This is a genomic window from Bacillus sp. 007/AIA-02/001 (assembly GCF_004634455.1).
Lineage (GTDB): Bacteria > Bacillota > Bacilli > Bacillales > Bacillaceae_G > Bacillus_A > Bacillus_A cereus.
Genome location: NZ_SEIY01000009.1, coordinates 101,047 through 118,174, shown reverse-complemented (window position 1 = coordinate 118,174; position 17,128 = coordinate 101,047). Strand labels below are relative to the sequence as shown.

Genomic DNA, 17,128 nt, shown 5'->3' with positions numbered 1-17,128 from the left:
AACTAGTTTTCTACTTTTTGAGGAACATAAACATTGCTGCCAGGCTTCGCTTTCATTTCGTTCCAAGCAGCAATCGCATCAGCTTTTGCTTTTCCTTTATTATTTGGATCTTTGAAAAAGTCACGAGTAAAGCGATTGTATTCAAATTGTGCACCGATAGTTGTTTTGTATGTAGGGTCTTTTTTTCGTTCGTTTTCTTCATGCCAAAAAGCTACCGCGTCTTCATATGTTTTTCCAACATTCTCTTTGAAAAATTTTTGAAGAGCTACTGTAAAGCGGAAGTTTGTTCCGATTTTTTCTTTGAAAAAAGCACGAACCTCTTCGCTACAGCGGTGATTTTTAGTAATAATCGTTTGAAGAGAAAGGTCTTTATAAGAGAGGGGAGCTTTGCTCACTTTTTGCACAGAGCTGTTTTTTAAGACTTTCCCCGTAGTTAAATAATGTGAGATACGCTCGGTTATTTCGGTCTTAGAGCCACTAGCTGGCAGACCATGCTCGCGACAAAATGTTTGCAGTTCTGCTTTTAACCAATAATAATTTTGGAAATCTGTAAGAGATATAGTTTTTGTTAAAGATGGTCGCATGAATGTAACAACTACTTTCTTCCATAATTTTCTTTAATTATAAAACATACGTTCTTTTTATGGAAGGATTAATGTGTAAATATAATGGGAAGAGGAGGTTATATATAGAAAATATAATGCAAGTTCGTGTTACGGGAATTTTAATTGAAGATGAAAAAGTATTGCTAGTAAAGCAAAAAGTGGCTAATCGCGATTGGTCTTTACCTGGAGGAAGGGTAGAGAATGGTGAAACGTTAGAAGAAGCGATGATTCGAGAAATGAGAGAAGAAACGGGATTAGAAGTTAAAATTAAGAAGCTACTCTATGTTTGTGATAAACCAGATGCTAGTCCATCTTTGTTACATATTACGTTTCTGCTTGAAAGGATTGAAGGTGAAATTAAACTACCTTCTAACGAGTTCGATCATAATCCGATTCATGATGTGCAAATGGTACCGATTAACGAATTAAGTTATTATGGTTTTTCGGAAACTTTTATCAATCTTATAAGTGGCGGTTTTGCAAATTCAGGGAGTTATCAAGGGTTGAAACAACATATAGGCCTGTAAATATAGTTGAAGGATAGCCGTTAGCTATCCTTCATAAACATGTTTTACACTGCTGACTGTAAAGAAGAAACAAGCTGATTTAAAAACTCGTCCCCGTGCATAACCGCTTTTCCGCCGCCGCGTGCACTCTTTTTATTTCCGCCACCTTTTCCTTCAATTGCAGGAAGAGCATCTTTTAAAAGAGCATTCATATCGAGCGTTACTGTTTTTCCGCAAGCGAGAATACATTGTAGTTTGTCATCATTTTCAATAACGAAATACGTAATTGCATGCTCTTGTTGTTCTGTAATGATAGCTGATAGTTTTGCAATTTCTTGCATAGAACGATCTGTAAATGCTTTAGAAATAAGTAACCCAGCATGTATTTCGGTGGGCTGTTGTAGTAATTCATTTGCCTCTGCAAATAATAATTTTTCATTCATTGTTTGTATTGTTTTTTCGTTTTCCTTTTGAGAGGTAAGAAGCTGTGCCACTTTTGCTGGGATATCAGTTTCGCTACTGTTTAATTGTTTGGAAACATCTTTCATAATTTGTTGCTGTTGCCCCATTAATTTAAGTGTACGCCAACCAGCGATAAAGGTTAAGCGTATACCACCTTTATTGCGCTCCCATCCTAGTACTTGAATAAGACCAACTTCACCAGTGCGTTTCGGATGGGTTCCACCACAGCCGTTGTAGTCGTAATTTTCGATAATAACAACACGTATATTTTCTGTCATATTCGGTTCTTTACGAAGAGGTAATGTTTTCGCTTCTTCTAAGTTCATCCACTCTATACGGATTGGATGGTTTTCAAAAACAATTTTGTTTGCAATTTGTACTGCTTTTTCAACTGTTTCTGTATGCAGATTTTCTGTTTCTAAATCGATTGTTACCGTTTCTTTACCAAGATGGAATCCAATCGTAGGTATGTTAAAATGGTCCCAAAAAGCAGCAGATAAAATGTGCTGAGCCGCATGTTGCTGCATATGATCAAAACGGCGCTCCCAATTAATTTTACCTTCTACGTCTTCTGTATGTAATTGTTCTGCGATGTAGTGACGAATTTCTCCGTTTATCTCTTCTACATTGATTACATTGATATCATTTAATGTACCAGTATCATATGGTTGTCCGCCACCTGTCGGATAAAATGCTGTTTCATTCAAAACAACGTATAAGTTACCGTTTTTATCATAATCTTGCTTTATAATTTTAGTAGTAAAGTCTTGCTTATAAGCGTCAGTGTGATATAATTTGTGCTCCAATTTTCTTTCTCCTCTCGCATTAACTAGTTTCATTGTAAAGCAATTGAAATTAGTTTCCTAATATTTCAGAAGAAAGAAACTATTTTTAGAATTTTCTTGCTATAATAAGAAGAAAATGCGGGGGTGGAATGAATATGTTATATGAAAATGGCGTAGATAAACTGCTTAGTTTAAGCAAAAATATTTCTGAATTGTATCGAGAATTAAATGAAATGACCCGGATTTTAACGGATTGTAATCGAGAAAGTGTGAAGTTTGATCGGTTATATGTAAAAGAGTTACTTTGGAAGAAAGAAGATGTAATAGAGAAATATGACCAGCTACTTGTACAACTTTGTATTAACGAATGCTTTGATCTAAAAAGTGTCATTACAGGCGAATATAAGTATACATATGAAGAAGTGGAGAACATCGTTTTACAATTTAATGAGAAGTATAATGTTGCAATATTAATTAAAGATGTTTGTAAAGAATTACAGTTTACATATGGCATAGATATGGATATAACGAGAACAGCGCGGGTATCAACAGCGCAAGTATAAAAAGGGAAAAGAAAGCAGATCCTTTGCTTTCTTTTTTTATGTAAGAACAGGGAGAGTAGGTTTTTAAGATGAAGGGGAAGTTGCAAAATATTCATCCGTTAGGAATGACAATTATAATAGGGACTTTATTTGCGAGGTTCGCCACGTCAATGAGTATTCCTTTTTTAGCAATTTATTTAACGACTGTGAAAGGTGTATCAGCTGGAATGACAGGTGCTATTATCGGAACGAGTGCACTTGTTGGAGTGTTTGCTAGTTTTATCGGAGGGAATTTATCAGATCGATTCGGTCGAAATATGATTATAATATGGTCCATGATCGTTTGGGTCTTTGTATTCATTGGTTTTTCACTTGCAGATCATGTTTTAAGTTTCTTTTTATTAAATGCTTTGAATGGATTATGTAGGTCATTTTTTGAGCCAACATCAAGAGCGTTATTATCAGATTTAACGAAACCTGAGTATCGTTTACTCGTATATAATTTGCGTTACGGTGCAATCAATGTTGGAGTAGCGATTGGCCCACTTGTCGGGTTACAGATTGGAAGCGCAAAATCAACAATTCCGTTTTTAGTAGCAGCTGGAGTATACATTTTATATACAGCTATATTAGCGTTCCAATTTAAGAAGTATCCGATTGGAAAAAAGAAAGTAAATACAGAAAAGCCTGTCACAATGTTAAAGGCAATTCGTATTTTGCGAAAGGATGTCGTATTTTTAGTTGCACTAGTTGGTATTATTTTGAGTAATTGTGGTTTTTCTCATTTAACGACAACAGTATCTCAATATTTTGCAAATGCACATATATTTCAGGATGGAGTGAAATTATTTTCATATATGCTAGCTTTAAATGCGATTGTTGTAGTCGTAATTCAATACCCTGTTATTCAAATTTGTAAAAAGTATACACCGTTAACATCAATTATGGTGGGGGCTTTATTTGTGAGTGGGGGATTATTTGGCTTTGGAATAGTAGAATCCATGCTAGGTGCTGCCGTTTGTACAATTATTTTTACAATTGGAGAAGTCTTAATGTTTTCGATGACGGATGTATTTATTGATGATATTGCTGTTGCGCATCTAAAAGGAACATACTTCGGTGCGATGGGCTTTTCGGGAATTGGAGCAGTAATAGGTCCGTGGTTTGGAGGAGTACTTCTCGATTACTACGGGTACCAAAATGGGTTTGCAGTATTTTCAACATTAGCTATATTCTCAACTGTGGCATTTCCTGTGCTTTTAGTTACAAAAGGTTTATTGAAAAAAAGATATGATAGAAATTCTAATATAGAAATGCATGCGAAATAACATAAGCCCCAGTACCAACTGGGGCTTATGTTTGTATTATATTAACTCTTAATTTGAAAAAAGAACTTTCTTTTCATGTTTATCAGCAACTTCATTTTTGGAAATATGAATGGCCAAAAAACCATTCTCTAAGCAGGCTAGCATCTTCTTATAAATAACATTAGCGGGTAAAGGGATAGTTCGCTGCAAAGAAATGTTTTTATGAAGTATGCAAATGGTTAGGCCTGTCTCCATCTTTTTAATGACTACATTTTGTTCATTGGCATTTGGTACATCTGTTTCCAAAATGTATTCTTGTTCAGTTTCGCAAAGGTCAATATGAATTTGATTTGGGAAACTAAAGTTACTACAAGAGTCAGAACAAAACTGATCCATCCATTCTTCGAAACCATCAACATGAAAAAGACAATCCTTCTTTTTCTTGCCCATGTAAGACACCCTCCGTAAAATCTCAATTCATACTATGTTATGCATGAATGAATTAGGGGTGAAGAATAAATGGAAAAATATAAACATTGTATGTGGAAAAGATAGCTAGTGTGCACTTTTTGTTTTACATATCATGATGCGCATGATGTTTTTGGCGTGAATGGTTACGGTTTTTTACTTTATGAGATCCGCTTAATGGTTCAGGTTGTCCTTTTTTTTCTTTCGCTTCACGATTGTTTTTTCCCATTGTATGTGACACCTCCTCTTCCTTTTTAGAATGAGAGAAGTTTGCAAATTTATACGAGAATGTTTTTAGAAAAAAAGGTAAAGATAATTGGGACTAACTATTACAGAAAGGGGATTATATAATGCCATATCATAAAGATAAACAACAAGCGTTTCAAGCAGCGCAGCAAGGCGTTACACAAGCAGAAAATGCATTTAACAACATTGTGAAAAATGATCCAAACTACGGTCATGATTTAAAAGAATTACGCCAAGAGGTTCAGGAAGCATATGAACAAATTCAAAATGCACTAGAGGTAGCTTCAGAAACACAACGTCCACAACTTGAGCAATATGAAAATAATCTCCAAAATATAATGCGAAATGTAGATCAATTAGAAAAGTAAATTAGGTTGTTGTGTATTTGACAACCTCTTACTTTAATGAACATTATGCGAAAACAGAAAATTTTTCTATTCGTTTTTTCTTTATTATGCGCAGTACATATATTTCAAGTTGAAAAAGTGGAAGCGAAAATGTTGCTCAGAAAAGAGCTAGAACCAACTGGCTATGTAACGTGGGAAGTACCTAATAATGAAAAAATTATTGCCATTACATTTGATGATGGACCAGATCCAACGTATACACCACAAGTTTTACATTTATTACGTCAATATAAGGCTGAAGCGACATTTTTTATGATTGGATTTCGAGTTCAGCGCAATCCATATTTAGTGAAACAAGTGTTAAAAGAGGGACATGAGATTGGAAATCATACGATGAATCATTTATATGCAAATAGTTCATCAGATGAAAAATTAAAAAAAGATATTTTGGATGGAAAGAAATTTTTCGAAAAATGGGTGAAAGAACCGTTGCTATTCCGTCCTCCTGGTGGATATATTAACGATGCTGTATTTAAAACAGCAAAAGAAGCAGGTTATCAAACCGTTCTATGGTCGTGGCATCAAGACCCACGTGATTGGGCAAATCCAGGGGTGGAATCTATCGTAAATCATGTAGTGAAAAATGCTAAAAGTGGCGATATTGTATTGTTACATGATGGAGGAAATGATCGTAGTCAAACGGTAGCAGCACTAGCAAAAATTTTACCTGAGCTAAAAAAACAAGGCTATCGATTTGTAACGGTTTCAGAATTGTTACGTTATAAACATTAGAAAAAATCCCAAAAGGTGAATGTTCCTTTTGGGATTTTTCGTTACTGGTTCTTTTTGCGTTTCTTATTATTTTGTCTTTCTGCAGGAGTTAAGTTTTCATTTGCAAACTCTTCGTTATAACCAGTACCTTGTCCTTGTGCGGATGCTGCATTCATTCCTGAAATAGTATGATTTGCTTTTCTTTTACCCATTTTATTTCACCTCTATAACATTTTTTTGTATGTTGAATGATGAGCAGTTCATAGTGTGTATGAACTATAAGTAAAGCGCTAATAGAGCACTTTACTTTATGGTAATAGTATTCATAAGGAGCATGAACACTATTCAAATTTAGAAACATAAAGAAAACTTATGATAATCTATAAGTTTCTTATTATTTACTTATTTAGAAAGTTGTAATAAGATATTATCGTAAGGTATTGAAAAGTTTGTCTACATTTTATATTCAGACAACTTAGTCACGTTTAACAGGGGGGAAACATAATGGTCAAACATAATCCATTTCAATCACGTGCAACTTTTGAAGTAGATGGAAAAACGTATCATTATTATGATTTGAAAGCGCTTGAAAATGCAGGGGTTGGCAACGTATCTCAATTACCATATTCCGTGAAAGTTTTACTTGAATCAGTACTTCGTCAAGTAGACGGACGTGTAATTACAGAAGAGCATGTTACAAATTTGGCGAAATGGGGAACGAAAGATGTGCAAGATATCGATGTTCCATTTAAACCATCTCGTGTAATTTTACAAGATTTCACTGGTGTACCAGCTGTTGTTGATTTGGCTTCGCTTCGTAAAGCAATGGCAGACATGGGTGGAGATCCTGATAAAATCAATCCAGAAATTACTGTAGACCTTGTAATTGATCACTCTGTACAGGTTGATAGAGCGGGTACGGCAGACGCGCTTGCATTCAACATGGACTTAGAGTTTAAACGTAATGAAGAACGTTATAAATTTTTAAGCTGGGCACAAAAATCATTTGATAACTATCGTGCAGTTCCACCAGCTACAGGTATTGTACACCAAGTAAACCTTGAATATTTAGCACCAGTTGTTCATGCTGTGAAAAATGCTGAAGGTGACTTAGTTGCATACCCAGATTCATTAGTTGGAACAGACTCACATACAACAATGATTAATGGTATCGGCGTTCTTGGATGGGGTGTTGGTGGTATTGAAGCAGAAGCAGGAATGCTTGGACAGCCTTCATACTTCCCAGTACCTGAAGTAATCGGTGTGAAATTAACAGGTACACTTCCAAGTGGTACTACAGCAACTGACGTTGCCTTAAAAGTAACGCAAGTATTACGTCAAAAAGGTGTAGTTGGTAAATTCGTTGAGTTCTTCGGTAATGGACTAAAGAGCATGCCTTTAGCTGACCGTGCAACAATTTCAAATATGGCACCAGAATACGGCGCAACTTGTGGATTCTTCCCAATCGATGATATTTCATTAGAATACTTACGTTTAACAGGTAGAGATGAAGAACAAATTCGCGTTGTTGAAGAATACTGTAAAGCGAACGGTTTATTCTATACAGCAGACAGTAAAGATCCAATCTACACTGATCTTGTAGAAATTGATTTAAATACAATCGAATCTAACCTTTCTGGACCGAAACGCCCACAAGATTTAATTCCACTTTCAGATATGAAAGATGCGTTCCACAAAGCTGTTTTAGCACCAGTTGGAACACAAGGACTTGGATTTAATGAGCAAGAGTTCGATAAAGAAGTGAAGGTTACATTAGAAGATAAAGAAGTAACGATGAAAACAGGTGCAATTGCAATCGCTGCAATTACAAGCTGTACAAATACATCAAACCCATACGTATTAATTGGAGCAGGTCTAGTTGCGAAGAAAGCAATTGAAAAAGGACTTGTAGTACCTGAGTATGTAAAAACATCATTAGCACCAGGATCTAAAGTTGTTACTGAGTACTTAGATAAGTCTGGTTTAACAACATATTTAGATCAATTAGGTTTCCAAACAGTTGGTTACGGTTGTACGACTTGTATCGGTAACTCTGGTCCATTAGCGCCAGAATTAGAAGAAGCAATCGCAGCAAACGACTTATTAGTAACATCTGTTTTATCTGGTAACCGTAACTTTGAAGGGCGTATCCACCCACTTGTAAAAGCAAACTACTTAGCATCACCACCACTAGTTGTGGCATATGCACTTGCAGGTACTGTTGATATTGACCTGAAAAATGATGAAATCGGTAAAGATGCAAATGGCAATGCTGTTTACTTCAACGATATTTGGCCATCAGCTAAAGAAATTGAAGATGTAGTTCAAAGTGTTGTTACATCTGAACTGTTCAAGAAAGAATATGCACAAGTATTTAACAGCAATGAGCGTTGGAATGAAATCCAAACTTCAAATGAAGCGTTATATACTTGGGATAATGATTCAACATACATTCAAAACCCACCATTCTTTGAAGGATTATCTAAAGAGCCAGGTGAAGTTGAAACATTATCAGGCCTACGCGTAGTTGGTAAATTTGGTGACTCTGTAACGACAGACCACATTTCACCAGCAGGTTCAATCGGTAAGCATACACCAGCTGGACGCTACTTATTAGAAAACGGCGTACAACCAGTTGACTTCAATTCTTACGGTTCTCGTCGTGGTAACCATGAAGTTATGATGCGTGGTACATTCGCGAACATCCGTATTAAAAACCAAATCGCACCAGGAACAGAAGGCGGATATACAACATATTGGCCAACAGGTGAAGTAACGTCTATCTATGATGCTGCTATGAAATATAAAGAAGATGGCACAGGCCTTCTAGTTGTTGCTGGTAAAGATTACGGTATGGGAAGTTCTCGTGACTGGGCTGCGAAAGGAACAAACTTACTAGGTATTAAAGCAGTAATTGCAGAAAGCTTTGAGCGTATTCACCGCAGTAACTTAGTGTTAATGGGTGTACTACCACTTCAATTTAAAGATGGCGAAAGTGCTGAAACGTTAGGTCTTGTTGGTAACGAGTCATTTGAAATTCAAATCGACAAAACAGTTAGACCACGCGATCTTGTGAAAGTAGTTGCAACTGATGCAGATGGCAATGAAAAACAATTTGAAGTAGTAGCTCGTTTCGATAGTGAAGTAGAAATTGACTACTACCGTCACGGTGGTATTCTGCAAATGGTTCTTCGTGAGAAAATTGAAGAGTCTAAAGTGTCGAACTAAATAATTGAAATGAATAATAAGGAAGCTAACAATAGTTAGCTTCCTTATTTTATGGAAAGGGATGAAACCATATGGTTTCATCCCTTTCTTTTTTACTACGAAAAATGGAGGAAACGTCATGAAAGAATATAAAAGAATTCTGTTACCGTTACAGAAAGAAAAAATATTAGTAATAGCAGCTGTATGTAGTGGGATAATTGCTGCCATTTTAAATTTATCTCGCCCAATTTTCATGGGATTAATTGTAGACAATCTTATTCAAAGGGAGCTAAAAGGTGCGTATGTATATATAGCTTTGTTTGCGGGTAGTCACTTTTTAATGTGGGCGAACAATCTTTTATTTGATTATATAAGTTCAAAAGCGAGTCAACGTATATTACAAACGAAACGTATAGAATTATTGCGTCACTATTTCTCATTACCGTTTGAAGAGAGTGAGAAGATTAAGCAAGGAGAGTTAGAAACTTTGGTCGTGTCTGATATTCCGAACTGGGTCAGATTATATGGCTCTATATTAATAGAATATATACACGCTATTGCCCAATTTATTGGAGCTTTCATAGCACTACAACATATAGATATACAGTTTATATTGTGGGTAACTCCGTTTTTATTTTTAAGTACAATTGTTCCAATACTGATGGGAGAAAAGGTAAGAGATATTGCAAGCGTTTCTCAAAAAAATCACTCAAGTGTTGTAGAGATGGTGTCACAGTTTGTAAAGGGGATACAAGATTTGCGGAGTTTACAAAAAGAAAAATGGGCAATTCGCTTATTTAAAGAAGTAACGGCACAATCGTATAAATCAGAAGTAAAGAAGACGATGATGCAACATTGCATTGGAGTAGTTGGAACGGTGATTGAAACAGGAGCATATATTGTTGTTCTCATTATAGGTGCACAAAAAATAATGAGGGGAGAAATAGAAGTTGGTTCACTCATTGCAGTGTTAGCGACAATTGAGATGCTCTTTTTCCCTGTCCGTTATGTGGGCGATTTATTAATAATGACACAAGTTGCAGTCGCTTCGGCAAATAGAGCTTTTTGCTTTTTAAATAAACGAGCAGCAGATAGCAATGTAGAAAGAGCGATGGGGATCAGGATAACAAATGTTTCATTTCAGGAGAATGACGAAGAGAAATGCAGAATTCATAATATTGATTTGCAAATTCGTCCTGGTGAACTCGTTATGATTGTGGGAGAAAGCGGTGCAGGAAAAACAACGCTTTTAAAGTTAATAACGGGCTTGTATAAACCATCTAACGGTAGCATTGCTTATTATGATAATGAAGCTCGTATGACTACAGTGTGGCAAGAACCACGTTTTTTCCGAACGACGGTAACAGAGAATATGTATTTCGGGGAAGAGGGTTTAGAAAATCAGTTAGAAAAAAATAGTGAACTTATAAATGCAACGCCGATTATTAGAGGGTTACCTGAAGGGAGTCAAACTGTGCTACATAAAAGCGGTGAAGAGTTTTCGGGAGGCGAAAGAAAACGTCTTGCATTATTGCGCGCGATTGTATCAAATCCAACTCTTATTATTTTAGATGAACCGACGGCCGGGTTAGATCCGGGCAATCAAGAACTGGTTTGGAATATGATTGAAGGGATAGGAAGAGATGTAACGAGAATTGTGGCAACACATGATGTAGAGAGAGCGATGATAGCAGATTGTGTTGTTGTCATAAAGAATGGGACTATTGTGGAATGTGGGAATCCTAGAGAATTATTAAATTGCAACTCATTGTACAAAGAGTTGCAAACAAAAAGATAAGAGATATGTAATGCTCTTATCTTTATTCCGCTATTTGCCGGGCAGCCCGATTGGTGAGGGCTGATTAAAGTTTCACTTTATTCGGTCTCATTAAGTTGATAAGTATAAGAATTCGAATCACTAGAATTAACTTCTTTGACGAGAGTAAGTTGATTTGTATCTGGATTATATTTGAAAATCTTAATTGTATGTTCGCTACTTAGTAATGGATTATATTCTTGAATAGCGAATGTATTTTCCGCGATTTGTGTCATATTACTGGTGGGAACATTTTCTATGGAATCATGATTTGTAGAAATTTCAACGACTTTTTCACTGTTGAAAAATAAAAGAACGATTACTAAAATAACTAAGCATATTCGTATATAGCGTAGCTCTTTGGTGATAGGGTGTTCTCCCAAAACAATCATCCTTTCTATAGCTATTCTATAGTAGTAATGGTAGTCATCGTGAAAAAAGTAATAATGCCGAGGCCTGCCAAAAGGATAAATGAGATTAATGCGATATAGAGACAAATATGTCCAACTTGTTTTTTTTCAGGATCTTTACTAAATAGTGAGATAATCCATGTGATAATTCCGATTGGGGAAAATATAAAACTAAGAATATATAGAAGTATTTTTTTAAATAAATTCATGAGAGCTCCTTTCATTGTAAAATGTTCTATGTATTTCTAATTATATGATTAAAAGGTAAATATTTCATCTTAGTTATAAAAATTCTGATTATTTAGAATGTGAATATTTCCAAGCTTATCCGTATAAGCTAAAATAAGGTATATAGTATTTTGATGAATGTGTTAAAAGAAGATAATACGTTAGGGTGATATAAAATGTGGCGAAAGCTTACGATTATTGTAGTGTTACTTTGTTTAGCGGGATATGCAGCTTATGAACAGTTTGGTCATAAAGAGCAGGCGGTAAAAGTGAAGCAAGAAAAAAGTGAAGCTGCGATGAAAGAGATTATCGCAAGGAATGGTATTGAGATAGGGAAGAGTGCACCGGACTTTACATTAACGAAGTTAGATGGGACAAATGTAAAGTTATCGGATTTAAAAGGAAAGAAAGTAATTTTAAACTTTTGGGCTACGTGGTGTGGACCATGTCAGCAAGAAATGCCTGATATGGAGGCTTTCTATAAAGAACATAAAGAGAACGTAGAAATTTTAGCGGTCAATTATACGCCTTCAGAAAAAGGTGGGGGGGAAGAGAAGGTAAGCAATTTTGCTAAAGAAAAAGGAATTACTTTTCCTATTTTATTGGACAAGAACATTGATGTGACAACAGCTTATAAAGTAATTACGATTCCAACTTCGTATTTTATAGATACAAAAGGTGTCATTCAAGATAAGTTTATTGGGCCGATGACACAAAAAGAGATGGAGAAAAGAGTTGCTAAATTAAAATAACGGTGAAAAGGTAGAGATGGAGAGTTCCCATTTCTGCCTTTTCTTTTTCAAGTAGTAATCACTTCATGATATGATGTAAGAAATATAACCGTTTAGAGATAAAGGAGTGTATGGAGTGGGGAATGTATCCTTACCGTTAGATTATGTTGTAATTGATTTTGAAACAACAGGATTTAACCCTTATAATGATAAAATTATTCAAGTTGCAGCAGTGAAATATCGTAATCATGAATTAGTAGATCAATTTGTTTCATACGTGAATCCAGAGCGGCCAATTCCGGACCGAATAACGAGTTTAACAGGTATTACTAATTATCGCGTTTCAGATGCACCGACGATTGAAGAAGTGTTACCTTTATTTTTAGCATTTTTACATACAAATGTTATTGTGGCCCATAATGCTTCTTTTGATATGCGCTTTTTGAAAAGTAATGTAAATATGCTTGGGTTGCCTGAACCTAAAAATAAAGTAATTGATACTGTATTTTTAGCAAAGAAATACATGAAGCATGCGCCTAATCATAAACTTGAAACGTTAAAACGAATGCTTGGAATTCGTTTAAGCTCTCATAATGCATTTGACGATTGCATTACGTGTGCTGCTGTTTATCAAAAGTGTGCAGCTATTGAAGAAGAAGGGAAACGAAAAGTAAATAAGGCTATGCTTGATGAAACTGCGGTATATGAAGCGGTGAAAGAAATACTTGCATGTAATAAACGTAATGTAGAATGGCTACGTTGTATGAACGTAGGAAGTTATTTAGATATAAAAGCTTTTTATCCAGTTATGAGATTAAAGGTAAAAGGGCGAAAGAAATATGTATTAACAGAGATATTAGAAGAAGATGTGAAAGAAATATGTACAAGTTTAAAATGTGAACCGGCGTTAAAAAGTGAAGTTGGTAATACGAGAATTATGCTTAATAGCTTAGAGGATGTTATGAAATTAGAAAGTTATATTTTAGAGCAGTATGATTTTGTATTACAGGCGCTTCATGATTATAAAGAAAATGAAATGAATGCAGATGAAAAGTTGAAAGAGTATTTAAATATTATGGTATAAAAAACTCCGTGTGCAATATATTGTACACGGAGTTTTTTTAGGAGTACTAAAACATAAAATTTTCTTGCAAATCTGATTAAAGAGTTTTTTGTTTGCTCATACTATGTAATAAGAAAGCGAAGGAGAGAGGGTGAACAACATGAGAAGAAGTCGCCGTAAATCGTTTGAAGAACTTGTAAATGAAAATAAACAACAATTATTAAGCGATCGTGAGGCAATTGATCGCATTGAAGAGCGCATTGAAAAACGTTATGAAATGAAACTTTTTAAGCAAGCTGAATAATTCTTAACACTAGTACGATACTAGTGTTAAGGAGGCGATAGTAATGGGTAATCCGAAAAAAAATTCAAAAGACTTTGCACCGAATCATATTGGAACACAATCAAAAAAAGCTGGTGGAAATAAAGGAAAGCAAATGCAAGATCAAACAGGTAAACAACCGATTGTTGATAATGGTTAAAGAAAAGGAGAATATTACATTCTCCTTTTTTATGTATAAATTTGCGGAAAGATAGGTAATTTAAGATGGTGTGTATATACAATATTAGGAGGGAAGTACATGCCAAATCCAGATAATCGAAGTGACAACGCTGAAAAGTTACAAGAAATGGTGCAAAATACAGTTGATAACTTTAATGAAGCAAAAGAAACAGCGGAACTTTCTAATGAAAAAGATCGTGCTGCTATTGAAGCAAAAAATCAAAGACGTTTAGAAAGTATTGACTCATTAAAAAGTGAAATCAAAGATGAATCTTAACAAAATGTACAAAAAGGGCTGACTTTTGTCAGCCCTTTTTCGTAATCGTAAAGTTTTCAACAAGTAAACGCCAATTTTGTGGAAATGGCAAGCCAATCTTCCAATAACTAATACCGCCAATGCCCTGCTCTTTCATTAAATTGAATTTACTTTGAATAGACCTCGCATCTTCAAACCAAACTTCATGTTGTACGCCATTTTCGTCAAAGTAATTAAAATGTGGAGCTTGAGCTGTGAAATCATAGCGGATAGGAACATTATATTTACGAGCAAGTGCAACAGCTGCGACAGAGCTAACTGCTTTTGCTGGTGGATTCCCTTGTTTGAACGGAAGTTTCCAATCGAATCCGTATAAGTTTTGCCCCATCATAATTTTTTGGGGAGGCATTTGAGATTTTGCGTATTGAAGTACTTCTTTTACAGGACCAATAGGAGAGATTGCCATTGGTGGCCCGCCCTGCCAACCCCAGTCATATGTCATAATGACGACGAAATCAACAATTTGCCCTTGCGCTTTATAATCATGGGCTTCGAAAAATTTTCCCTTTTGATTTGAACTTGTTTTCGGTACGAGAGTTGTGCTTAATGTGTACCCGCTAGGTAAGCGTGTTTTTACATTTCGTAAAAAGCGATTATAGGCCTCGCGGTCTTCGGGTGCTACACTCTCGAAATCGAAATGAATGTCTCGCATGCCATATTTTTCAGCTGTTTGCAAAATGTTAGTAATAAATTTGTTTTGAATCGTTGCGTCGCGTAAAATAACCGATGTTAGATCTGCACTGAAATTACCATTTTCAATATTTGTAATAACGAGCATAGGGATTGTTTGCCCTTGCGTTGCAATATTAGCAATTTTAGCTGTTTCAGTAGGTTCTTTTAATGTGCCATCTCTTTTTGCCTCAAAACTAAAATAAGCTAAATATGTTAAAAATGGATTGATGGCACGTGTAGCATTAACTAAACTCTCTTTAATCGGTATAGTGGAAGGTTGTAAATAAGCGATGGATTCTACAGCTCGTTTTGTGCCTTTTGGTACATATAATTGTTGTCCGACATGGAGAATAGATTTTAAAGATAAATTATTAACTTTAGCTAAACTAGCGAGGGGGACATTATATGTTTGAGAAATCCGATAGAGGCTGTCACCAGGCTGTACATAATAATTATTTCCTTTCGTATTAACGATAAGTGCCTGACCAACAACGAGCGTTTCAGCGGGATTTAGTCCATTGTCTTTTACTATTTCGTCAGGTGTTGATCCATATTTTGATGCCAAGCTATATACGCTATCACCGCTACGAACCGTTACAATTTGAATCATATGCTTGCTCCTTTCGGGAAAAGATTCACTATTTTTATTTTATTTTTGATGTCACTGTATTATGATTAAATGTATGCAAGGTAGCAGAAGTGAAAGAAGGGAAGAAACAGTTAGTGTATATCTACAAAAATATATAATTAGTGATAAAATATTTGTAGATGAAAAATTGTCGCCGGAGTAAAGTAGTTTCATGGGATGAAAAATATGAAAGTATATTCAATTGGTGATTTTGCAAAAAAAGGCAGGTAGGATAGAACAAACTAGTTGCCATCTTCAAGGGAAAATAAGCTAAGAAGATGGTTAAGGGGTTGCTGGAAAATGATGCTTGCGAAGAAAGTGAGAATCAAGCCGAATAAAGAACAAGAATTGCAACTTTGGAAATCTGTTGGTACGGCAAGATGGGCTTATAATTGGACACTGGCGAAGCAAGAAGAGAATTACAAGAATGGCGGAAAGTTCATATCAGACGTTTTTTTACGGAAAGAATTAACTGTATTAAAGCAGTCTGAAGAATATGCTTGGTTGTACGATGTTTCAAATAATATAGCCAAACAAGCGATTAAAGATGCTTGTGAAGCATATAAGCGATTTTTCAAGGGACTGGCTGATAAACCACGATTCAAAAGCAGAAGGAAAGCAAAACTCTCTTTTTACAATGATAATGTCAAGTTAAAAGTAAAAGAAAAACAAGTTTTGATTGAGAAAGTTGGTTGGGTAAAAACATCCGAAAAGTTACCTGTAGGGGTTAAGTACTCTAATCCACGCGTTAGCTTTGACGGTAAGTATTGGTATTTGTCTGTCGGTATTGAACAGGAGTTTACAAAAGAGAAATTAACGGCTGTTTCGTTAGGAATAGATATTGGAATCAAAGAATTAGCATATTGTTCTGATGGGCAGAGGAAGAACAATATCAACAAAACAAAAATGGTAAGACAGGTAGAGAAACGCCTTCGTAGGTTGCAACGTCAAGTTTCTCGTAAATATGAAATGAATAAGGAGGAAAACCGTTTTGTCAAAACAAGCAACATTATAAAAATCGAGAAAGAGATACGACAACTACATAGAAGGTTATCAAATATCAGAAAGAATCATCTTCATCAATCCACGAGCGAAATTGTGAAAACCAAGCCATTTCGCATTGTGATGGAGACGTTGCATATGAAAGGTCTGATGAAGAATAGATACCTAGCTAAAGCGATTGCGAAGCAGTGTTTATATGAGTTCAAAAGACAAATTCAATACAAGTGTGAAAAATATGGTATTGAATTTGTAGAAGCTGATACATGGTATCCTTCTTCAAAAATGTGTTCCAGTTGTGGAAGCATTAACAAAGAACTAAAACTTTCTGACCGTGTATACAAATGCACTTGTGGTCACGAAATGGATAGGGATTTAAATGCGGCTATCAATTTGTCACGGTATGAATTAGCCAGTTAACATCTAAAAAAGTTACGGCTAATATGTAGGATTCGTTGTATCCGAATTTACGCCCTCGGAGTGTTACATCAAACGAAAGTAGCTTCTGTGAAATCGG

At 35.4% G+C, this 17,128-nt stretch carries 21 protein-coding genes; 13 read left to right on the top strand and 8 right to left on the bottom strand.

All coding sequences use genetic code 11. The features are described from left to right. Positions 1 to 2: 2 nt before the first annotated feature. Positions 3 to 584: a DUF6434 domain-containing protein gene (locus ES895_RS18145; protein WP_097814151.1), complete on the bottom strand. Its 582-nt coding sequence runs from the start codon at positions 582 to 584 to the stop codon at positions 3 to 5. 59 nt (positions 585 to 643) lie between these two features. Here ES895_RS18145 and ES895_RS18140 point away from each other — a divergent pair, with 59 nt between their 5' ends. Beyond that, the gene (locus ES895_RS18140; protein WP_114159861.1) at positions 644 to 1,132 is read left to right on the top strand and encodes an NUDIX domain-containing protein; all 489 of its coding nucleotides are present in this window, start codon (positions 644 to 646) and stop codon (positions 1,130 to 1,132) included. 44 nt (positions 1,133 to 1,176) lie between these two features. Here the strand turns inward: ES895_RS18140 and ES895_RS18135 are convergent, their stop codons facing one another. After that, positions 1,177 to 2,379 (bottom strand): alanyl-tRNA editing protein, encoded by a 1,203-nt coding sequence (locus ES895_RS18135; RefSeq protein WP_167754520.1) that lies wholly within the window; start codon positions 2,377 to 2,379, stop codon positions 1,177 to 1,179. 134 nt (positions 2,380 to 2,513) lie between these two features. Between ES895_RS18135 and ES895_RS18130 the strand changes: the two genes are divergently transcribed. Together ES895_RS18130 and ES895_RS18125 are read left to right on the top strand one after the other, a co-directional pair. Next, positions 2,514 to 2,921, top strand: a complete 408-nt coding sequence (locus tag ES895_RS18130; RefSeq protein ID WP_000965133.1) for a hypothetical protein — start codon at positions 2,514 to 2,516, stop codon at positions 2,919 to 2,921. 68 nt (positions 2,922 to 2,989) lie between these two features. Further along, positions 2,990 to 4,228 carry an MDR family MFS transporter gene (locus ES895_RS18125; RefSeq protein ID WP_097999077.1) on the top strand — a complete coding sequence of 413 codons (1,239 nt, stop codon included), beginning with the start codon at positions 2,990 to 2,992 and terminating at the stop codon, positions 4,226 to 4,228. Positions 4,229 to 4,276: 48 nt separating this feature from the next. On the opposite strand, the gene ES895_RS18120 is transcribed toward ES895_RS18125, so the two are convergent. Both ES895_RS18120 and ES895_RS18115 read right to left on the bottom strand, forming a co-directional pair. Then, positions 4,277 to 4,657: an Hsp20/alpha crystallin family protein gene (locus ES895_RS18120; protein WP_000516731.1), complete on the bottom strand. Its 381-nt coding sequence runs from the start codon at positions 4,655 to 4,657 to the stop codon at positions 4,277 to 4,279. A gap of 124 nt (positions 4,658 to 4,781) precedes the next feature. Further along, positions 4,782 to 4,904, bottom strand: coding sequence for a small acid-soluble spore protein P (locus ES895_RS18115; protein WP_000517649.1), 123 nt, complete (start codon positions 4,902 to 4,904; stop codon positions 4,782 to 4,784). A 121-nt stretch (positions 4,905 to 5,025) separates the two neighbouring features. Between ES895_RS18115 and ES895_RS18110 the strand changes: the two genes are divergently transcribed. Both ES895_RS18110 and pdaB read left to right on the top strand, forming a co-directional pair. Beyond that, positions 5,026 to 5,289, top strand: coding sequence for a hypothetical protein (locus ES895_RS18110; protein ID WP_001146295.1), 264 nt, complete (start codon positions 5,026 to 5,028; stop codon positions 5,287 to 5,289). Positions 5,290 to 5,334: 45 nt separating this feature from the next. Then, positions 5,335 to 6,060, top strand: coding sequence for a polysaccharide deacetylase family sporulation protein PdaB (gene pdaB, locus ES895_RS18105; protein ID WP_003284976.1), 726 nt, complete (start codon positions 5,335 to 5,337; stop codon positions 6,058 to 6,060). A gap of 41 nt (positions 6,061 to 6,101) precedes the next feature. Here the strand turns inward: pdaB and sspO are convergent, their stop codons facing one another. Next, positions 6,102 to 6,251 carry an acid-soluble spore protein SspO gene (gene sspO / locus ES895_RS18100; RefSeq protein WP_000518055.1) on the bottom strand — a complete coding sequence of 50 codons (150 nt, stop codon included), beginning with the start codon at positions 6,249 to 6,251 and terminating at the stop codon, positions 6,102 to 6,104. A gap of 292 nt (positions 6,252 to 6,543) precedes the next feature. On the opposite strand from sspO, the gene acnA reads away from it, so the two are divergent. Together acnA and ES895_RS18090 are read left to right on the top strand one after the other, a co-directional pair. Beyond that, complete coding sequence (acnA, locus tag ES895_RS18095) at positions 6,544 to 9,267, top strand: aconitate hydratase AcnA (protein WP_000238558.1); 2,724 nt, start codon at positions 6,544 to 6,546, stop codon at positions 9,265 to 9,267. 118 nt (positions 9,268 to 9,385) lie between these two features. Then, positions 9,386 to 11,044 carry an ABC transporter ATP-binding protein gene (locus ES895_RS18090; RefSeq protein ID WP_097995121.1) on the top strand — a complete coding sequence of 553 codons (1,659 nt, stop codon included), beginning with the start codon at positions 9,386 to 9,388 and terminating at the stop codon, positions 11,042 to 11,044. 77 nt (positions 11,045 to 11,121) lie between these two features. On the opposite strand, the gene ES895_RS30120 is transcribed toward ES895_RS18090, so the two are convergent. Together ES895_RS30120 and ES895_RS18080 are read right to left on the bottom strand one after the other, a co-directional pair. Continuing rightward, positions 11,122 to 11,454, bottom strand: a complete 333-nt coding sequence (locus tag ES895_RS30120; protein ID WP_074595727.1) for a YmzC family protein — start codon at positions 11,452 to 11,454, stop codon at positions 11,122 to 11,124. 11 nt (positions 11,455 to 11,465) lie between these two features. Continuing rightward, positions 11,466 to 11,681 (bottom strand): hypothetical protein, encoded by a 216-nt coding sequence (locus ES895_RS18080; RefSeq protein WP_001048152.1) that lies wholly within the window; start codon positions 11,679 to 11,681, stop codon positions 11,466 to 11,468. Between the two features lie 195 nt (positions 11,682 to 11,876). On the opposite strand from ES895_RS18080, the gene ES895_RS18075 reads away from it, so the two are divergent. The 5 genes from ES895_RS18075 to tlp all read left to right on the top strand — a co-directional run bounded on the left by ES895_RS18075 (position 11,877) and on the right by tlp (position 14,273). Further along, positions 11,877 to 12,452 (top strand): redoxin domain-containing protein, encoded by a 576-nt coding sequence (locus ES895_RS18075; RefSeq protein ID WP_000269054.1) that lies wholly within the window; start codon positions 11,877 to 11,879, stop codon positions 12,450 to 12,452. 115 nt (positions 12,453 to 12,567) lie between these two features. After that, positions 12,568 to 13,515: a 3'-5' exonuclease gene (locus ES895_RS18070; protein WP_000528755.1), complete on the top strand. Its 948-nt coding sequence runs from the start codon at positions 12,568 to 12,570 to the stop codon at positions 13,513 to 13,515. A 139-nt stretch (positions 13,516 to 13,654) separates the two neighbouring features. Next, positions 13,655 to 13,798, top strand: a complete 144-nt coding sequence (locus ES895_RS18065; protein ID WP_001254703.1) for an FbpB family small basic protein — start codon at positions 13,655 to 13,657, stop codon at positions 13,796 to 13,798. A 43-nt stretch (positions 13,799 to 13,841) separates the two neighbouring features. Then, positions 13,842 to 13,976 (top strand): acid-soluble spore protein SspN, encoded by a 135-nt coding sequence (gene sspN / locus ES895_RS18060; protein ID WP_000527987.1) that lies wholly within the window; start codon positions 13,842 to 13,844, stop codon positions 13,974 to 13,976. A gap of 99 nt (positions 13,977 to 14,075) precedes the next feature. Continuing rightward, the gene (gene tlp / locus ES895_RS18055) at positions 14,076 to 14,273 is read left to right on the top strand and encodes a small acid-soluble spore protein Tlp (RefSeq protein WP_001133511.1); all 198 of its coding nucleotides are present in this window, start codon (positions 14,076 to 14,078) and stop codon (positions 14,271 to 14,273) included. A gap of 28 nt (positions 14,274 to 14,301) precedes the next feature. Here tlp and ES895_RS18050 read toward each other — a convergent pair whose 3' ends face one another. Continuing rightward, positions 14,302 to 15,594: a glycoside hydrolase family 18 protein gene (locus tag ES895_RS18050; protein WP_000614862.1), complete on the bottom strand. Its 1,293-nt coding sequence runs from the start codon at positions 15,592 to 15,594 to the stop codon at positions 14,302 to 14,304. Between the two features lie 318 nt (positions 15,595 to 15,912). Here ES895_RS18050 and ES895_RS18045 point away from each other — a divergent pair, with 318 nt between their 5' ends. Beyond that, on the top strand, positions 15,913 to 17,031 hold the full coding sequence (locus tag ES895_RS18045; protein ID WP_000978852.1) for an RNA-guided endonuclease InsQ/TnpB family protein: 1,119 nt from the start codon (positions 15,913 to 15,915) through the stop codon (positions 17,029 to 17,031). The last annotated feature ends 97 nt before the right edge of the window (positions 17,032 to 17,128 follow it).

Bases quoted from the DNA above. Each gene is read 5' to 3' on its own strand.
- ES895_RS18145 (WP_097814151.1), bottom strand. From the start codon at position 584: ATGCGACCATCTTTAACAAAAACTATATCTCTTACAGATTTCCAAAAT.
- ES895_RS18140 (WP_114159861.1), top strand. From the start codon at position 644: ATGGAAGGATTAATGTGTAAATATAATGGGAAGAGGAGGTTATATATA.
- ES895_RS18130 (WP_000965133.1), top strand. From the start codon at position 2,514: ATGTTATATGAAAATGGCGTAGATAAACTGCTTAGTTTAAGCAAAAAT.
- ES895_RS18125 (WP_097999077.1), top strand. From the start codon at position 2,990: ATGAAGGGGAAGTTGCAAAATATTCATCCGTTAGGAATGACAATTATA.
- ES895_RS18120 (WP_000516731.1), bottom strand. From the start codon at position 4,657: ATGGGCAAGAAAAAGAAGGATTGTCTTTTTCATGTTGATGGTTTCGAA.
- ES895_RS18115 (WP_000517649.1), bottom strand. From the start codon at position 4,904: ATGGGAAAAAACAATCGTGAAGCGAAAGAAAAAAAAGGACAACCTGAA.
- ES895_RS18110 (WP_001146295.1), top strand. From the start codon at position 5,026: ATGCCATATCATAAAGATAAACAACAAGCGTTTCAAGCAGCGCAGCAA.
- pdaB (WP_003284976.1), top strand. From the start codon at position 5,335: ATGCGAAAACAGAAAATTTTTCTATTCGTTTTTTCTTTATTATGCGCA.
- sspO (WP_000518055.1), bottom strand. From the start codon at position 6,251: ATGGGTAAAAGAAAAGCAAATCATACTATTTCAGGAATGAATGCAGCA.
- acnA (WP_000238558.1), top strand. From the start codon at position 6,544: ATGGTCAAACATAATCCATTTCAATCACGTGCAACTTTTGAAGTAGAT.
- ES895_RS18090 (WP_097995121.1), top strand. From the start codon at position 9,386: ATGAAAGAATATAAAAGAATTCTGTTACCGTTACAGAAAGAAAAAATA.
- ES895_RS30120 (WP_074595727.1), bottom strand. From the start codon at position 11,454: ATGATTGTTTTGGGAGAACACCCTATCACCAAAGAGCTACGCTATATA.
- ES895_RS18080 (WP_001048152.1), bottom strand. From the start codon at position 11,681: ATGAATTTATTTAAAAAAATACTTCTATATATTCTTAGTTTTATATTT.
- ES895_RS18075 (WP_000269054.1), top strand. From the start codon at position 11,877: ATGTGGCGAAAGCTTACGATTATTGTAGTGTTACTTTGTTTAGCGGGA.
- ES895_RS18065 (WP_001254703.1), top strand. From the start codon at position 13,655: ATGAGAAGAAGTCGCCGTAAATCGTTTGAAGAACTTGTAAATGAAAAT.
- sspN (WP_000527987.1), top strand. From the start codon at position 13,842: ATGGGTAATCCGAAAAAAAATTCAAAAGACTTTGCACCGAATCATATT.
- tlp (WP_001133511.1), top strand. From the start codon at position 14,076: ATGCCAAATCCAGATAATCGAAGTGACAACGCTGAAAAGTTACAAGAA.
- ES895_RS18050 (WP_000614862.1), bottom strand. From the start codon at position 15,594: ATGATTCAAATTGTAACGGTTCGTAGCGGTGATAGCGTATATAGCTTG.
- ES895_RS18045 (WP_000978852.1), top strand. From the start codon at position 15,913: ATGATGCTTGCGAAGAAAGTGAGAATCAAGCCGAATAAAGAACAAGAA.